Raw genomic sequence first — 14,386 nt, 5'->3', positions numbered from 1 at the left:
CTTGTTGACAATCGTTCAGTTGCGGCGGGAGTCGTCGTGGCGGCTCACGCGCCGCGCACGGCCTCCTCGCGGCCGCGGTTGGCGAGCCGGTCGGCGGCCTCGTTGCCGGCGTCCCCCGCGTGGCCCTTGACCCAGTGCCAGTTCACCTCGTGGCGGCCGCACTCCTCGTCCAGCTCGCGCCACAGGTCCTCGTTCTTGACCGGCTGCTTGGCCGAGGTCTTCCAGCCGTTCTTCTTCCACGACCGCATCCACGAGGTGATGCCGCCGCGCACGTAGGAGGAGTCGGTGTAGATCTCCACCCGGCACGGGCGCTTGAGCGCGCGCAGCGCCATGATCGGCGCCATCAGCTCCATGCGGTTGTTGGTGGTCGTGCCGGGCTCTCCCCCGCACAGCTCCTTGACGTGGCTGCCCTGGCGCAGCAGCGCACCCCAGCCGCCGGGCCCCGGGTTCGGCGCGCACGACCCGTCGGTGTGCACGGTCACGACGTCGTCCGGGTGGGGGCTGGTCTCGCTCACGGGGCGCGATCCTCACACGTCGTGGTCGCCAGCGCCGTACCGACCCGCACGAAGCCGACGGCCTCGTAGACGCGCGCCACGGCCTCGTCGCTGGCGGAGCAGAACACGGTGCGGACGCCGGCGGCCCGGGCGTGCCGGGCGAGCAGGGCCGTGAGGGCGCCGGCTGCGCCGCGGCGACGGGAGGCCGGGAGCGTGGCGACGCCGACGATCTCGGTGGCGCTGACCCCGTCGCGCTGCACCGGGTGGTGCGCTCCCCCGCCGACCGCGCCGACCCCACCGACCCCGCCGACGTCGAACGCGCCGGCCTGCACGCGCGTGCCGGCGCGCAGCATGCCGCGCACCTGGTCGAGCGAGTGCTGCGGACCGGCGGCCCGCTGGTCGCGCTCGACGGCCCCGGCCTCGCCCACGGCGGTGCCCGGCGTCGCGAACCCGAGACTGATGCAGGCGTGGACCGCGGGCAGGTCGGCGTCGTCCGCCCCGAGCAGGCGCACCTCGAGGTCGGTCGCGGGGGCGACCGGCTCGACCCCGGGCGGGAGGACGAGCAGCGGGTGCCGGTCGACGTGCAGACCCGCCTCGCGCGCCGCCGCCTCCAGGGTGGGCGCCTCCTCGGCGACCCACTCCAGGTCGTGGCTGCTGCCCAGCCGGGTCTGCGCCGCGGCCAGCGCACGCACGTCGTCGGCGGTGAAGGGGTGCGTGGTGCCCAGCCGCGGCCGGGCGTAGTAGCCCCAGGCGCCGCGGCCGACGAACTGGGTGAACGGGCCGACCTCGTGGACGTCGGCGTCGTCCCGGGCGACCAGGTCCAGGTGCGCGAGCACGTCGGCGGGCACTCCCCCGGCCGCGTCACCGGCCCCGTGCGGAGACCTCACGACCGGCGCCGGTCGACGTGCATCGTCTGGCGCGTGCGCACCTCGGCGACCACGTCGCTGTCGAGCACCGCCAGGGCCAGCGCCCCGTCGTCGTCCGCCACCGAGGCGAGCAGGTGGCCCTCCGGGCCCCACACGGACGAGCCCCCGGTGATCGGGACGCCGCCGCACTCCCCCAGCGCGCCGGCCATGACCACGTAGGTGCCGGTGTCCAGCGCGCGGGCCGCGAGGGCCACGTCCCGGCCCCGGGTCGAGCCCTCCAGGTAGGCGGCGGAGACGACGTAGGCCAGCGCGCCCGCCTCGGCGGCGGCGGCCGCGTGCTCGGGGAACCGGGAGTCGTAGCAGATGGCGAGACCCAGCGGCACGCCGTCGACCTCCACGACCGAGGTGCCCGGGCCGCCGGGTGCGAACCAGGCGCGCTCGGTGGGGTCGAGGTGCTGCTTGTCGTAGGCGGCGTGCGCGGCGCCGTCCGCACCGACGAGGACGAGGCTCAGCGTCACCGACCCGTCGGACCGGTGCAGCGGGGTGCTGACCAGCACGTGCACCTCGGCCGCGGCCGCCGCGGCCCGCAGCGGGGCCAGCAGGTCGCCGGCCAGGTCGTCCTCGTGCGGCAGGGCGTCCGCGTCCTCGAAGGCGCGCGGCTCGTAGCCGGTGAGGAAGGCCTCCGGCAGCACGAGCAGCCGGGCGCCCCGGGCGGCCGCCTGCCGGGTCATCTCCGCCGCGCGCGCCACGTTGGCCGCCACGTCCCCCACCACCGGGACCGCCTGCCCCGCGGCCACCACCAGCCTCGTCATGCGGCCAGCCTGCCACCTCACGCTCAGTGGGTGCGATCACTGGCACCAGCTGCCAGGGATCGCACCCACCAAGGCACTCCTCCACAGGCGCACCGGGTGCTGGTGCACGGATGGCCCCGAGCGGGCAGGAGCCAGGGGGTGATCGACACTCGCGACCCAGGGCTGCGCCGCCTGCTCACCATCCAGCAACCCCGCGTGGTGGCCAGGCGCCAGCTCGCCGAGCTGGGGGCGAGCGAGGACGACGTGCGCCGGATGCTCCGCCGCGGGGAGCTGCACCGGTGGCACGCCGGCGTCTACCGGCTCGACACGGGGCCGCCTACCGCCGAGCAGCGGCTCTGGGCCGCCGTGCTGCTGTTCCCCCGAGCCACCCTGCACCGGGAGTCCGCGCTGCCCGGTGCTGCCGGCCTCCCGGCCCACGTCCTCGTGCCGCACCGGACCAGCACCCGGCGGCAGGTCCCGGGGGTGTCCGTGACGCGGTCACGACAGTTCGACGCCCGGGTCCAGCCGCGGACCTCGCCGCCCCGGGTGAGCCTCGAGGACGCCGCCGTCGAGGCCGCCGACCTCGCCGTGGACCTGGGTCACCGGCTCACGCTCCTCGCCGACCTCCTGCACACCCGCCGGACGACGGCGCAGCGTGTGCTGGCCGAGGTCGGTGCCGCACCGACCCTGCGCCACCGCGCCGAGATCGCCGCGCTGCTGACCGACATCGAGGCCGGCACGTCCTCGGTGCTGGAGCGGGAGTTCCTCCACCGCGTCCAACGAGCGCACGGGCTGCCCGTCGGTGACCGTCAGCGTCGGGCGGTCTCCCGGGTCGGGCTCACGTACCGCGACGTCGAGCTCACCAGGTGGGGCGTGGTCGTCGAGCTCGACGGGCGAGCCTTCCACGACGACCCCCGAGCCCGCGCACGAGACCTCCAGCGCGACCTCGCCTCGCTCGAGCAGGGGCTGGTCACCGTCCGTCTGGGCTGGTCCCAGGTCGTCCGGGACCCGTGCACCACCGCCGAGGCCCTGGCCGGCGTGCTGCGGGCGCGCGGGTGGACCGGCAGGACCGCCCGCTGCCCGCGATGCCCGTGACGGGTGCGATCACTGGCACCAGACGCCAGTGATCGCACCCACCAAGTCTCAGACGTCGAGGACGACCCCGACGCGCTGGAACTCCTTGGGGTCGGTGTAGCCGGTGGTGGCCATGGACCGCTTGAGGGCGCCGATGAGGTTCATCGTGCCGTCGGCGACGTGGCTGGGGCCGAAGAGGATCTCCTCCATCGTGCCGACCGTCTCGAACTGCACGCGAGTGCCGCGGGGCAGCTCGGGGTGGTGGGCCTCGGTGCCCCAGTGGAAGCCGTGGCCGGGCGCGTCGGTGGCGCGGGCGAACGGCGAGCCGACCATGACGGCGTCCGCGCCGCAGGCGATCGCCTTGGAGATGTCGCCCGAGCGGCCGATGGAGCCGTCCGCGATCACGTGCACGTAGCGGCCGCCGGACTCGTCCAGGTAGTCGCGGCGGGCGGCGGCCACGTCGGCGACGGCCGAGGCCATCGGCACGGCGATGCCGAGCACGGTCTTGGTGGTGTGGGCGGCGCCGCCGCCGAAGCCCACGAGGACGCCGGCGGCGCCGGTGCGCATCAGGTGCAGCGCGGCCTGGTGGGTCGCGCAGCCGCCGACGATGACCGGCACGTCGAGCTCGTAGATGAACTCCTTGAGGTTCAGCGGCTCGGCCTGGCTGGACACGTGCTCGGCGGAGACGGTGGTGCCGCGGATGACGAACATGTCGACGCCGGCGTCCACGACCGTCTTGGCGAACTCCTTGGTGCGCTGGGGCGAGAGCGAGCCGGCGACGGTGACCCCGGCGGCACGCATCTCGCGCAGCCGCTCGGTGATGAGCTCGGCCTTCACCGGCTCGTCGTAGATCTCCTGCATGCGGCGCGTGGCCTCACGGCCCTCCAGCCCGGCGACCTCGGCCAGCAGGGAGGTCGGGTCCTCGTAGCGCGTCCACAGGCCCTCGAGGTTGAGGACGCCGAGGCCGCCGAACTTGCCCATCGCGATCGCGGTGGCCGGGGACATGACGGAGTCCATCGGCGCGGCGATCACGGGGATGTCGAAGCGGTACGCGTCGATCTGCCAGTGCGTCGAGACCTCCTCGGGGTCACGCGTGCGCCGCGAGGGCACGATGGCGACGTCGTCGAAGGAGTAGGCGCGACGGGCGCGCTTGGCCTGCCCGATCTGGATCTCGCTCACCCGAGCAGACTACAAGCGCGGGCCCTCTCCCCCCGAAGCGGCGGGAGCGCGTCCGGCACGTGAACGCCTCGGCGCTCGGCCCCTGGTCCGGCCGGGCGAGGGCTCAGCCGCGTACCTGCTCGGCGCGGAACGCGACGATCCGGCGCACGAGGTCGACGGGCAGGTCCTCGGTCAGCGGAAGCTGCACCGACCCCTTGCCCTGCTTGAACCGCGACAGCTCCTCGGCGAACGCCTCGTGCCCGGCGGGCGTGGCGTAGAGCCCCACGTGCCGGGCGAACCCGCCGACGTAGAGCAGGGGCCTGCCGTCCAGCTTCCAGCCCACCAGCCCGTAGGAGAGCGCCTCGACGGCCTCGGGCACCAGCTCCGCGACGATCGCGCGGACCTGCTCCACACGTGGCAGGACCCGCGGGTCGAGGCCGGCCAGACCGGCCAGGTACTCCTCGACGCGCGGGTCCGTCGTCATGGTGCGGCCGGGGTCAGCGACCCGTGTAGTTCGGCGCCTCGACCGTCATCTGCACGCCGTGCGGGTGCGACTCGGTGAGCGAGGCCTGCGTGATGCGGACGAACTTGCCCTTCTCCTGCAGCTCCGGGACGGTGCGCGCGCCGACGTAGAACATCGACTGGTTCAGGCCACCGATCAGCTGGTGGGCCACGGCCGCGAGCGGGCCGCGGTAGGCGACCTGGCCCTCGATGCCCTCGGGGACGATCTGGTCGTCGCTGGTGACCTCGGCCTGGAAGTAGCGGTCCTTGGAGTAGGACTTCTTGCCGCGGCTGCTCATCGCGCCGAGCGAGCCCATGCCGCGGTAGGCCTTGTACTGCTTGCCGTTGACGAAGACGAGGTCGCCCGGGGACTCCTCGCAGCCGGCCAGCAGCGAGCCGAGCATCACGGTGCTCGCGCCGGCCACGAGGGCCTTGGCGATCTCGCCGGAGTGCTTCATGCCGCCGTCGGCGATCACGGGGACGCCGGCGGGCGTGGCCGCCAGGGACGCCTCGTGCACGGCGGTGATCTGCGGGACGCCGACGCCGGTGACGACGCGGGTGGTGCAGATGGAGCCGGGGCCGACGCCGACCTTGACGGCGTCCACGCCGGCGTCCACGAAGGCCTGCGCGCCCTCGCGGGTGGCGACGTTGCCGCCGATGACCTGGACGTGCTTGGTGGCCGGGTCCGCCTTCAGCTTGCGCACCATGTCGAGCAGCATGGCGACGTGGCCGTGCGCGGTGTCGGCCACGAGGACGTCGGCGCCGGCCTCGATGAGGGTGGTGGCGCGCTCCCACGCGTCGCCGAAGTAGCCGATCGCGGCACCCACGAGGAGGCGGCCGCTGGCGTCGTAGGAGGCCTTGGGGAACTGCTCGCCCTTGACGAAGTCCTTGACGGTGATGAGGCCCGCGAGCTTGCCCTCGGCGTCCACCAGCGGGAGGCGCTCGCGCTTGTGCTGGCGCAGCAGCGAGGTCGCCTCCTCCTTGCTGATGTCGGCGGGGCCGGTGACCAGCGGCATGGGGGTCATGACCTCGTCGACCTTGGTGGTCGCCCACTCCGCGACCGGGGTGAAGCGCAGGTCGCGGTTGGTGATGATGCCGATGAGCGTGTCGTCGCTGGTGACCACCGGCAGGCCCGAGACGCGGTACTGGCCGCAGAGCTTGTCGAGGTCCTCGAGCGTCGCGTCGGGGCCGATGGTGACGGGGTTGGAGATGATGCCCGTCTGGGTCCGCTTCACCAGGTCGACCTGGTAGGCCTGGTCGGCGATGGAGAGGTTGCGGTGGAGCACGCCGATGCCGCCCTGGCGGGCCATGGCGATGGCCATCCGCGACTCGGTGACGGTGTCCATGGCCGCCGAGAGCAGCGGCACCTGGAGGCTGATCTCGCGGGTCAGGCGCGAGGAGGTGTCGATGTCGGCCGGCGCGAGGTCGGAGTACCCCGGCAGCAGCAGGACGTCGTCGTAGGTCAGGCCGAGGTTCGCGAACTTGTCACTGGTCTCCACCCGCACAGCGTAGCCACGCGCGCGCCCCGGGCCCGCATCACAGCAGGGGCTTGAGATCCCGCACGGGCACCCTGACGGTGAGCACGTCACCGGCCATCCGGATGCGTCCGCGCAGGCCAGCGGCCAGCACCATCGGGAGGACGGCCTGGTTGTCCGAGCGCGTCGTGAGCACGATCTCCTCCGCACCGAGGCCGCGGGCCAGCCGGCTGGCGTCGGTGAGCAGGCGGGTGCCGATGCCGCGGCGCTGCCAGCCGGCGTCCACCCGCAGGGCCACGTGCCGCGTCCCCGGGTCCTCGGCGTCCGGCTCCTGCACGGTCGCCAGCCCCACGACGGCCCCGTCGACGACGGCCGAGATCGAGTCTCCGTCCGGCAGGTAGGCGGGGGTCGCGCCGCTGCCCAGGCGACGGTGGGAGGTGGACGAGGCGATGGCCGCCGTCTCCTTGCTGCGCTGGAGGACGTCGCTGACCAGGTCGGCCATCGCCAGCCCGCGACGCCGCTCGGTGTCGGTGAACGGAGCGAGCCGACGCACCTGCACCTGCACGTCGCCGACCGTCATCTCCATCATGTCCAGCGGCGGCTCGCCGTCGGCGTGGGGCTCGGTCTCGGCGTCGAAGAGCTGGGCGACGACCTCGGGGAAGCTGGTGGGCCGCGCCAGGATGCTGCGGGCGGCCTGGACATAGCGCGTCGGCTGGTCCAGCAGCGCGTCGGAGGTGACCTCCTGGGCCGTGAGGTGGTGCCAGCCGGCGGAGGTGATGATCTCGGCGACCCCGTCGGCGCTCCACCCGTCGGTGGTCGCCAGGACCAGCTCGTCGGTGACCTCCTCGTTGCCGGGGAAGACCTGCACGCGGCGGATGTCGACACCGGCCTCGGCGCAGCGCTGCGCGAGCGAGGCGAGGGCACCGGGACGGTCGGGCAGGCTGGCGCGGACGCGCCACAGCATCGTCATGTCGAGGGGGTCTCCTGGCTCGGGGGTGGGCTCATTCTGGCGCAGGCCGGGCCCGCGCGCGCTCGCCCCGTCGCGTGACGTGCGCGGCACCGCAGGTCGCCCGCACGCACGACGCCCCGCCCCGGGAGACCCGGGACGGGGCGTGCGTGGTGCCTGGAGAGGCGGTGCCTGGTGAGGCGGGACGCGGCTCAGTGACCGTGGCCGTGACCGGCGGCGGCCGGGGCCTCGTCCTCCTCCTCGGGCTTGTCGACGACCAGGGTCTCGGTCGTCAGCAGCATCGCGGCGATGGAGGTCGCGTTGATGAGGGCGGAGCGGGTGACCTTGACCGGGTCCAGGACGCCCTGGGCGACCAGGTCGCCGTACTCGCCGGTGGCGGCGTTGAAGCCGTTGCCGACGCCCAGCTCGCGGACCTTGGTGACCACGACGTAGCCGTTGTCGCCACCGTTCTCGGCGATCCAGCGCAGCGGCTCGTCGGCGGCCTTGCGGACCACCTTCACGCCGACGGCCTCGTCACCGGTCAGGCCCAGGTCGCCGTCCAGCGCGGAGACCGCGTGGATGATCGCGGAGCCACCACCGGGGACGATGCCCTCCTCGATCGCGGCGCGCGTCGCGGAGACGGCGTCCTCGATGCGGTGCTTCTTCTCCTTCAGCTCCACCTCGGTGGCGGCGCCGACCTTGATCACGCACACGCCACCGGCGAGCTTCGCGAGGCGCTCCTGGAGCTTCTCGCGGTCCCAGTCGGAGTCGGTGTTCTCGATCTCGGCCTTGATCTGGTTCACGCGGCCCTCGACGGCGGCGGCGTCGCCGGCACCGTCGACGATGGTGGTGTTGTCCTTGGTGACGACCACGCGACGCGCGGTGCCCAGGACCTCGAGGCCCACCTGGTCGAGCTTGAGGCCGACCTCGGGGGCGACGACCTGACCACCGGTCAGGGTCGCGATGTCCTGCATCATCGCCTTGCGACGGTCACCGAAGGCCGGGGACTTCACCGCGACGGCGTTGAACGTGCCGCGGATCTTGTTCACGACCAGGGTGGAGAGGGCCTCGCCCTCGACGTCCTCGGCGAGGATGAACAGCGGCTTGCCCGCCTGCATGACCTTCTCCAGGACTGGCAGCATCTCCTGGACGGAGCTGATCTTGCCCTGGTGCAGGAGGATGTAGGGGTCGTCGAGGACGGCCTCCATGCGCTCCTGGTCGGTCACGAAGTACTGGGACAGGTAGCCCTTGTCGAACTGCATGCCCTCGGTGAACTCGAGGTCGGTGCCCATCGAGGAGGACTCCTCGACGGTGATCACGCCGTCCTTGCCGACCTTGTCGAAGGCCTGGCTGAGCAGGTCACCGATGTGGGTGTCGCGGCTGGAGATGGTGGCCACCGAGGCCATGTCCTCCACCGAGTCCACGTCGCGGGCGGCCTCGCGCAGGGCCTCGCCGACGGCCTGGGCCGCGGCGTCCATGCCCCGCTTGAGGGCCATCGGGTTGGCACCCGCGGCCACGGCGCGCAGGCCCTCGTGGACCATCGCCTGGGCCAGCACGGTGGCCGTGGTGGTGCCGTCACCGGCGACGTCGTTGGTCTTGGTGGCGACCTCCTTCGTCAGCTGGGCACCCAGGTTCTCGAACGGGTCGTCCAGCTCGACCTCACGAGCGACGGTGACGCCGTCGTTCGTGATCGTGGGGGCGCCCCACTTCTTGTCCAGGACGACGTAGCGGCCCTTGGGGCCGAGGGTCACCTTGACGGCGTTGGCGAGGGCGTCGACGCCGCGCTCGAGGGAGCGGCGGGCCTTCTCGTCGAACTCCAGGATCTTGGGCATGTGTGTGCCTCCTTGCTAGCTGTCGTGGGTTGACCGGCGCGGGGCCAGGTCAGCCGACGATCGCCAGCACGTCCCGGGCGGAGAGGATGAGGTACTCGGCGCCGGCGTACTTGACCTCGGTGCCGCCGTACTTGGAGTAGATGACCTTGTCGCCCACGGCGACGTCGAGCGGGACGCGGTTGCCGTTGTCGTCGATGCGACCCGGACCCACGGCCAGGACCTCGCCCTCCTGGGGCTTCTCCTTGGCGGTGTCCGGGATGACCAGGCCGGAGGCGGTGGTCTGCTCGGCGTCGAGCGGCTTGACGACGAGGCGGTCCTCGAGGGGCTTGATGTTGACCGACACGGTGTCGACCTCCACTTTCTTGCACACGGATGTGAGTTGTTCACGTCAGGTGCCTGCGGGCCCTGCGGCGCGCCGTCGCGGGGGTCGCACCGAGTCGCAAGCATTGGCACACTCGAGGTGAGAGTGCCAAGGAAGAAACTAGCACTCGACCCGAGGGAGTGCCAGGGAGGCACCGCCGCCCCGCCTCGTCCGCCCGTGGACGGCGGCCCCGGGCCGGCCTGACAGGATGGCGGGATGGACCTCGACGACCTCGCCTGGCTGCTCACGGACGACGGCCAGCAGCTGCTCGCCGAGGCGACCGCGCTGGTGGCGACCGAGCCCGACCCGCTGCGCGCGCAGACCACGCTGCGCCGCACCACGGTGGCCGGGGCCACGCCCGAGCGTACGTCGCTGGCGCTGAGCCAGGCGGGCCTGCGTCGGCGCGCGGAGGCCAAGCTGGGCGAGCTGGCGTCCCGCATGTACTTCACCCCCGACGCCCTCGAGCAGGCCACGCGCCTCCCGGTCGCCCGGCACCGCGCCGCGCGGCTGGCGGCCTTCGAGGCCCGCACCGTCATCGACCTCGGCTGCGGGATCGGCGGGGACCTCGTGGCCGCCGCCGAGACGGGCGCGATCGTGGCGGGCGTCGACCTCGACCCCGTCCGCGTCGCGCTGGCGCAGGCCAACCTCGCCGCCCTGGGCCTGCCCGGCGCGGTGCAGGTCGCCGACGCGACGACGATCGACCCCTCCCCCTTCGACGTCGCCTTCGCCGACCCCGCGCGCCGCTCGGCCCGGGGCCGCACCTTCTCCGTCGACGACTGGACGCCGCCCTGGTCGTTCGTCGAGGGCCTGCTGCGTCGCGACTCGTGCGTGAAGGTCGCCCCCGGCATCCCCCACGACCTCGTGCCCGAGGGGGTCGAGGCCGAGTGGGTCTCCGACCACGGCGAGGTCAAGGAGGCGGCGCTCTGGTCGGGACGCCTCGCCACCGTGCGCCGCCGGGCGACGGTGCTCGGGGACGGCGGGCTCGCGACCCTGACCGAGGAGGAGGACCCCGGCGCCCCCGTGGTGCCGCTGGGCCGGTTCCTCTACGAGCCGGACGGGGCGGTCATCCGCGCCGGCCTGGTGACGGCCGTGGCGGCCGGCACCGGCGGTGGGCTGATCGACGAGCACCTCGCTTACACCACCTCCGACGAGGCCTTCGCGACCCCGTTCGCCCGGGGCTACGAGGTCCTCGAGGAGCTGCCCTACCGGGAGAAGCCGCTGCGGGCCGCGCTGCGCGAGCGCGGCATCGGCCGCCTGGAGATCAAGAAGCGTGGGGTGGACGTGGTGCCCGAGCAGCTGCGCAAGCGGCTCGCCCTCTCCGGCGACGAGGGCGGCACGCTGGTGCTCACGCGCGTCGCCGGTGAGGGCACGGCACTGCTGGTGCGACCGCTGCGCTGAGCGCGGCATCCCGGAGCCCGGGAGGGTCGTCCTCGCACGACAGGACGAGCACAGCACCACCACAGGCCGCGCGCCCAGGGTGGAGCCACCGGGCCTCCCACAGGGGGACGCCCGCCGTCGTCGGGAGGGCGCGATGCCTCGACACCAGGCCACCGGCCCCACCGCCGCCTGCGTCGCCGCGCCCTGGTCGGCGTCCGTGCTCCCGGGCCGCACCGGCGAGGCCGGCACCGGCTCCCGCTGGGGCGGCGACCCGTCCCCCACGCTGCTGCGCTCCCAGGTGGGCCGCCACCACGGCCGGCGTCGGGTGCTGGCCGAGCTGGTGCTGCCCGAGGCCAGCCACGTCGAGGTCCGGCTGGAGCGCTGGGGCCAGCTGCTGGCCGAGGCCGGCGTCGACGCGCCCGCGGGACGTCGACGGCTCCGGGTGCCCGTGCCCCGTGACGTGCTGGCCGGGCCCGCGCGGGTGGTCGTGACCGTCACCGACGGCGCCGGCCGGGTGCGCGAGGCGTCGGTCAAGAGCCACGTGCCCGCCCGCTGAGGCCGTCGCCAGCACCCGCGGGGTCGGGCGCTCAGGCGCGGCGCAGCAGCGCGGCGGCCAGCGCCAGCACGAGCAGGACGCCGGCGACGAACACGATCGCGGCGGTGGTCAGCGCCACCCCGACCGCGGTGAGCAGCCCGAGCCCGACCACCGGCACCGTGATCCCGAGGTAGCCCGCCAGGAACACCCCGGCCACCGCCTCGCCGCGCTGCTCCGGCGGCGCCAGCTCGGCGGCCGTGCCGAGGGCGCCCTTGAGCAGGAGCCCGCCACCGGCGCCGGCGACCAGCCCGCCCACGAGCAGCAGCGGCACCACGCCGACGGCCACGGCCACGCCGACGGCGGCGGCCCCGGTCGCAGCGCCGACCAGCCCGACCCGCAGCTGACGGGCCGGTGCCCAGCCGCCGAGCACGACCTGGCTCAGTGCCGCCGCGAAGAACACCGAGGCCGCGGCACCGCCCGAGACGACGGCGTGGGTGGAGCCCAGCGCGGCCAGCACCGAGGGCGCGAGGGAGGTGAACAGGCCGAGCACCATGAACAGGGCGAACACCCCCGCGGCGGCGCCGGCGTAGCGACGGCGCGCGTGCGCAGGGACGACCACGCGCTGCGGCCGGTAGCGGACCGACCGGTCCCGCGCGACCGTCTCCGGCACCAGCAGCAGCGCGACCAGCGAGAGCACCAGGAGCCCGGCGAAGACCAGGTAGGTGGTGGTGAGCGGAGCAGGCAGGACCGCCACGAGCACCCCTGCCACCACCGGCCCCAGGCCCAGGCCGCCCAGGTTGGCCGCGGTCGCGACGACGCCCGCGCGCCGGGGCGAGTCGTCCGGCCGTGCGTGCCGGTGCAGCTCGGCGAGGTGCGCGGTGGCGGTCGCGGTGAGCATCCCGATCCCCAGGCCACCCACGAGGCGCGCCCCGAGCAGCACGGGCAGCGACGGCGAGAGCAGGAAGAGTCCCGCGGCCAGCACCTCGAGGGCCACGGCCGGCAGCAGCACCCGTCGGCGGCCGACCCAGTCCGAGACGTGGCCGACGGCCAGGAGCGAGACCAGCACGCCGACGGCGTAGGCGGCGAAGGCCAGGGTGATCGTGAGGGACGACCAACCCTCTTCGGCGCGGTAGACCGCCCACAGCGGGGTGGGCGCGGTGTTGAACGCCATCACGGTGGCGAAGACGGCGGCGACCACCCAGAAGCCACCGGCGTGCCGGCGGCTGCCCGCGGCCGGCGGGGACAACGGGGACAGCGGGGCCCCGGGGGCGGGGGCGGGGGCGGACGAGGTGACGGTCATGTCTCCAGCGTCGGGCCACTGCACCATCGACTCAAGCGAAAGAACGTGACAGCATCCATCACCATCACCGATGGATCGGAGGACGCTCGTGGAGCTGCGTCAGCTGGAGCTGGTGCTGGCGGTGGCCGAGGAGGGCACCCTGAGCCGGGCCGCCGCGCGGCTGCACGTCGTCCAGAGCGCGGTGAGCGCCTCGCTCGCGTCCCTGGAGCGCGAGCTCGGCACCCCGCTCTTCGTCCGCACCCCGCGTCGCGCCGTGCCCACGGACGCCGGCACCGCCCTGCTCGAGGTGGCGCGCCGCACCCTCGCGGAGGCCGGACGGGCGAGGGAGGTCGTCCGCGAGGCCGTCGACGGGCTGCGCGGCACGCTCACCGTCGGCACCATGACGACCCACCACCCGCTGGACCTGCCGGCCCTCCTGGGCCGGTTCGCCCGCAGCCACCCGGCCGTCCACCTGGAGCTGCGGTCGGACCCGGAGGGCGCGCGAGGACTCGTCACCAAGGTCGCCTCCGGGGACCTGGACGTCGCCCTCGCCTCGGCCGTCGGCGACCTGGACGGGGTGCAGTCCGTGCGGCTGGGCGCGAGCCCCATGCGCCTCCTGCTCGCGCCGGAGCACCCGCTGGCCGGGCGCGCGACGGTGACGCTGGCCGACCTGCGCGGGGAGTCCTGGGTCTGCGCACCCCGAGGCTTCGGCAACCGGCAGATCGCCGATGCCGCCTGCGCCGCGGCCGGGGTGCCGCGCCGGGTGTCGCTGGAGGTCGCGCAGGTGCACGCCATCCCGGACTTCGTCCGCGCGGGCCTGGGGCCGGCGCTGCACATCGGCGACGATCCCGCGCCGGGCCTGGCCTCGCCCCGCGTGGTCGGGCCGGCCGCCGAGGACCTGGTGTGGCCGGTGGACCTCGTGACCCGACCGGCACCGCGCCAGCGGGCGGTCACCAAGGCGTTCGCGGCAACCGTCCTGACCGCCGGAGCGCCCTCCGGACGCGCCGCAGCGCCGGACCGGTGAACCCGGCCGGCGCTGCGGCGGTGGTGGCGGTGGTGGTCGGCTGCTCCGCGGTGAGGGCCGGGAGCGAGCCGTGGGTCAGACCCCCGCGACCTGCGGGGAGTCGACCTTCTCCTCGGCGGCCTCGAGGCGCTTGGCGTGGCGCAGGCCGGCGGCGGTCAGGACCACCATGATGCCGGCGCCGACGAACGCGGCGATCGAGGCGTAACCGGCGATGGTGCCGATGGTGGCGAAGGCGAAGCCGTAGAGGAGCAGGCCGCGCAGGGTGTTGCCCATGAACAGCGTCTGGCGCAGGGCGCCGAGCGCCTGGCCCTCCTCGGTGGCCTTCTCCTCGTCGCTGAGGGCGACGTACTCGCCGCTGACCTCCTCGTAGGTGCGACCGTCACTGGCGGCGTTCATGTGCACGAGGATGTAGTGGTCGGCGTACGCGCGGGCGGCGGGCCCGTTGTCGAGGGGCTGGCCGGCGAACGGCTCGAGGGCCTCGCGGTCCTCGGTCGCCATGTCGGCGATGGCCTCCTCGGTCGGCATCGTGATGCCCTGCATCGACAGCTGGTCGTTGACCTGGTCGCCGATGAAGGAGCTGGCCCAGCTGAGCAGTCCGCCCGCGACGAGGAGCACGGCCGCAAGGGCGACTCCGACGATCGAGGCGAACCTGTCGATGAGTGAACGCATGGAA

Annotated in this window: 15 protein-coding genes; 4 read left to right on the top strand and 11 right to left on the bottom strand. The window is 74.1% G+C overall.

The window, feature by feature from the left end; all coding sequences use genetic code 11:
* Nucleotides 1-44: 44 nt before the first annotated feature.
* Genes rnhA through M8316_RS07045 form a run of 3 tightly spaced genes read right to left on the bottom strand, consistent with a single transcriptional unit; the run spans nt 45 to nt 2,172 of the window.
* Nucleotides 45-515 (bottom strand): ribonuclease HI, encoded by a 471-nt coding sequence (rnhA, locus tag M8316_RS07055; RefSeq protein ID WP_250053211.1) that lies wholly within the window; start codon nt 513-515, stop codon nt 45-47.
* Nucleotides 512-1,381, bottom strand: a complete 870-nt coding sequence (locus M8316_RS21020; RefSeq protein ID WP_250053209.1) for a GNAT family N-acetyltransferase — start codon at nt 1,379-1,381, stop codon at nt 512-514. Before M8316_RS21020 ends, rnhA begins: the two co-directional genes overlap by 4 nt.
* On the bottom strand, nt 1,378-2,172 hold the full coding sequence (locus M8316_RS07045) for a carbon-nitrogen hydrolase family protein (protein WP_250053207.1): 795 nt from the start codon (nt 2,170-2,172) through the stop codon (nt 1,378-1,380). Before M8316_RS07045 ends, M8316_RS21020 begins: the two co-directional genes overlap by 4 nt.
* A 138-nt stretch (nt 2,173-2,310) precedes the next feature.
* On the opposite strand from M8316_RS07045, the gene M8316_RS07040 reads away from it, so the two are divergent.
* Nucleotides 2,311-3,246 (top strand): endonuclease domain-containing protein, encoded by a 936-nt coding sequence (locus tag M8316_RS07040; protein ID WP_250053205.1) that lies wholly within the window; start codon nt 2,311-2,313, stop codon nt 3,244-3,246.
* Between the two features lie 48 nt (nt 3,247-3,294).
* Here the strand turns inward: M8316_RS07040 and M8316_RS07035 are convergent, their stop codons facing one another.
* The 6 genes from M8316_RS07035 to groES all read right to left on the bottom strand — a co-directional run bounded on the left by M8316_RS07035 (nt 3,295) and on the right by groES (nt 9,480).
* Nucleotides 3,295-4,404, bottom strand: a complete 1,110-nt coding sequence (locus tag M8316_RS07035) for a GuaB3 family IMP dehydrogenase-related protein (RefSeq protein WP_250053203.1) — start codon at nt 4,402-4,404, stop codon at nt 3,295-3,297.
* A 103-nt stretch (nt 4,405-4,507) separates the two neighbouring features.
* Nucleotides 4,508-4,867, bottom strand: coding sequence for an iron chaperone (locus tag M8316_RS07030; protein WP_250053201.1), 360 nt, complete (start codon nt 4,865-4,867; stop codon nt 4,508-4,510).
* A gap of 13 nt (nt 4,868-4,880) precedes the next feature.
* Nucleotides 4,881-6,383: an IMP dehydrogenase gene (gene guaB, locus M8316_RS07025; protein ID WP_250053199.1), complete on the bottom strand. Its 1,503-nt coding sequence runs from the start codon at nt 6,381-6,383 to the stop codon at nt 4,881-4,883.
* Between the two features lie 37 nt (nt 6,384-6,420).
* Nucleotides 6,421-7,329: a GNAT family N-acetyltransferase gene (locus M8316_RS07020; protein ID WP_250053197.1), complete on the bottom strand. Its 909-nt coding sequence runs from the start codon at nt 7,327-7,329 to the stop codon at nt 6,421-6,423.
* A gap of 188 nt (nt 7,330-7,517) precedes the next feature.
* The gene (gene groL, locus M8316_RS07015) at nt 7,518-9,137 is read right to left on the bottom strand and encodes a chaperonin GroEL (RefSeq protein ID WP_250053195.1); all 1,620 of its coding nucleotides are present in this window, start codon (nt 9,135-9,137) and stop codon (nt 7,518-7,520) included.
* A 49-nt stretch (nt 9,138-9,186) separates the two neighbouring features.
* Nucleotides 9,187-9,480, bottom strand: coding sequence for a co-chaperone GroES (gene groES / locus M8316_RS07010; RefSeq protein WP_250053357.1), 294 nt, complete (start codon nt 9,478-9,480; stop codon nt 9,187-9,189).
* A gap of 234 nt (nt 9,481-9,714) precedes the next feature.
* Here groES and M8316_RS07005 point away from each other — a divergent pair, with 234 nt between their 5' ends.
* Nucleotides 9,715-10,896 carry a class I SAM-dependent methyltransferase gene (locus M8316_RS07005; protein ID WP_250053193.1) on the top strand — a complete coding sequence of 394 codons (1,182 nt, stop codon included), beginning with the start codon at nt 9,715-9,717 and terminating at the stop codon, nt 10,894-10,896.
* Between the two features lie 133 nt (nt 10,897-11,029).
* A complete protein-coding gene (locus M8316_RS07000; protein ID WP_250053191.1) occupies nt 11,030-11,431 on the top strand; it encodes a hypothetical protein in 402 nt (133 codons plus the stop codon).
* 31 nt (nt 11,432-11,462) lie between these two features.
* Here the strand turns inward: M8316_RS07000 and M8316_RS06995 are convergent, their stop codons facing one another.
* The gene (locus tag M8316_RS06995) at nt 11,463-12,710 is read right to left on the bottom strand and encodes an MFS transporter (RefSeq protein WP_250053189.1); all 1,248 of its coding nucleotides are present in this window, start codon (nt 12,708-12,710) and stop codon (nt 11,463-11,465) included.
* 88 nt (nt 12,711-12,798) lie between these two features.
* Between M8316_RS06995 and M8316_RS06990 the strand changes: the two genes are divergently transcribed.
* Entirely contained in the window at nt 12,799-13,713 is a 915-nt protein-coding gene (locus tag M8316_RS06990; RefSeq protein WP_250053187.1) for a LysR family transcriptional regulator, read from the top strand.
* 75 nt (nt 13,714-13,788) lie between these two features.
* On the opposite strand, the gene M8316_RS06985 is transcribed toward M8316_RS06990, so the two are convergent.
* Nucleotides 13,789-14,382 (bottom strand): hypothetical protein, encoded by a 594-nt coding sequence (locus M8316_RS06985; protein ID WP_250053185.1) that lies wholly within the window; start codon nt 14,380-14,382, stop codon nt 13,789-13,791.
* Nucleotides 14,383-14,386: the final 4 nt, after the last annotated feature.

The sequence above is a fragment of the Nocardioides bruguierae genome (assembly GCF_023554635.1).
Lineage (GTDB): Bacteria > Actinomycetota > Actinomycetes > Propionibacteriales > Nocardioidaceae > Nocardioides > Nocardioides bruguierae.
Note: the sequence above shows the minus strand (reverse complement) of the source record. Positions and strands in the feature narration are given on the sequence as shown.

What these genes read in the sequence shown, in the direction of transcription:
- M8316_RS07045 (WP_250053207.1), bottom strand. Translation starts at nt 2,172, where the DNA reads ATGACGAGGCTGGTGGTGGCCGCGGGGCAGGCGGTCCCGGTGGTGGGG.
- M8316_RS07030 (WP_250053201.1), bottom strand. Translation starts at nt 4,867, where the DNA reads ATGACGACGGACCCGCGCGTCGAGGAGTACCTGGCCGGTCTGGCCGGC.
- M8316_RS07020 (WP_250053197.1), bottom strand. Translation starts at nt 7,329, where the DNA reads ATGACGATGCTGTGGCGCGTCCGCGCCAGCCTGCCCGACCGTCCCGGT.
- groL (WP_250053195.1), bottom strand. Translation starts at nt 9,137, where the DNA reads ATGCCCAAGATCCTGGAGTTCGACGAGAAGGCCCGCCGCTCCCTCGAG.
- M8316_RS07005 (WP_250053193.1), top strand. Translation starts at nt 9,715, where the DNA reads ATGGACCTCGACGACCTCGCCTGGCTGCTCACGGACGACGGCCAGCAG.
- M8316_RS07000 (WP_250053191.1), top strand. Translation starts at nt 11,030, where the DNA reads ATGCCTCGACACCAGGCCACCGGCCCCACCGCCGCCTGCGTCGCCGCG.
- M8316_RS06995 (WP_250053189.1), bottom strand. Translation starts at nt 12,710, where the DNA reads ATGACCGTCACCTCGTCCGCCCCCGCCCCCGCCCCCGGGGCCCCGCTG.
- M8316_RS06985 (WP_250053185.1), bottom strand. Translation starts at nt 14,382, where the DNA reads ATGCGTTCACTCATCGACAGGTTCGCCTCGATCGTCGGAGTCGCCCTT.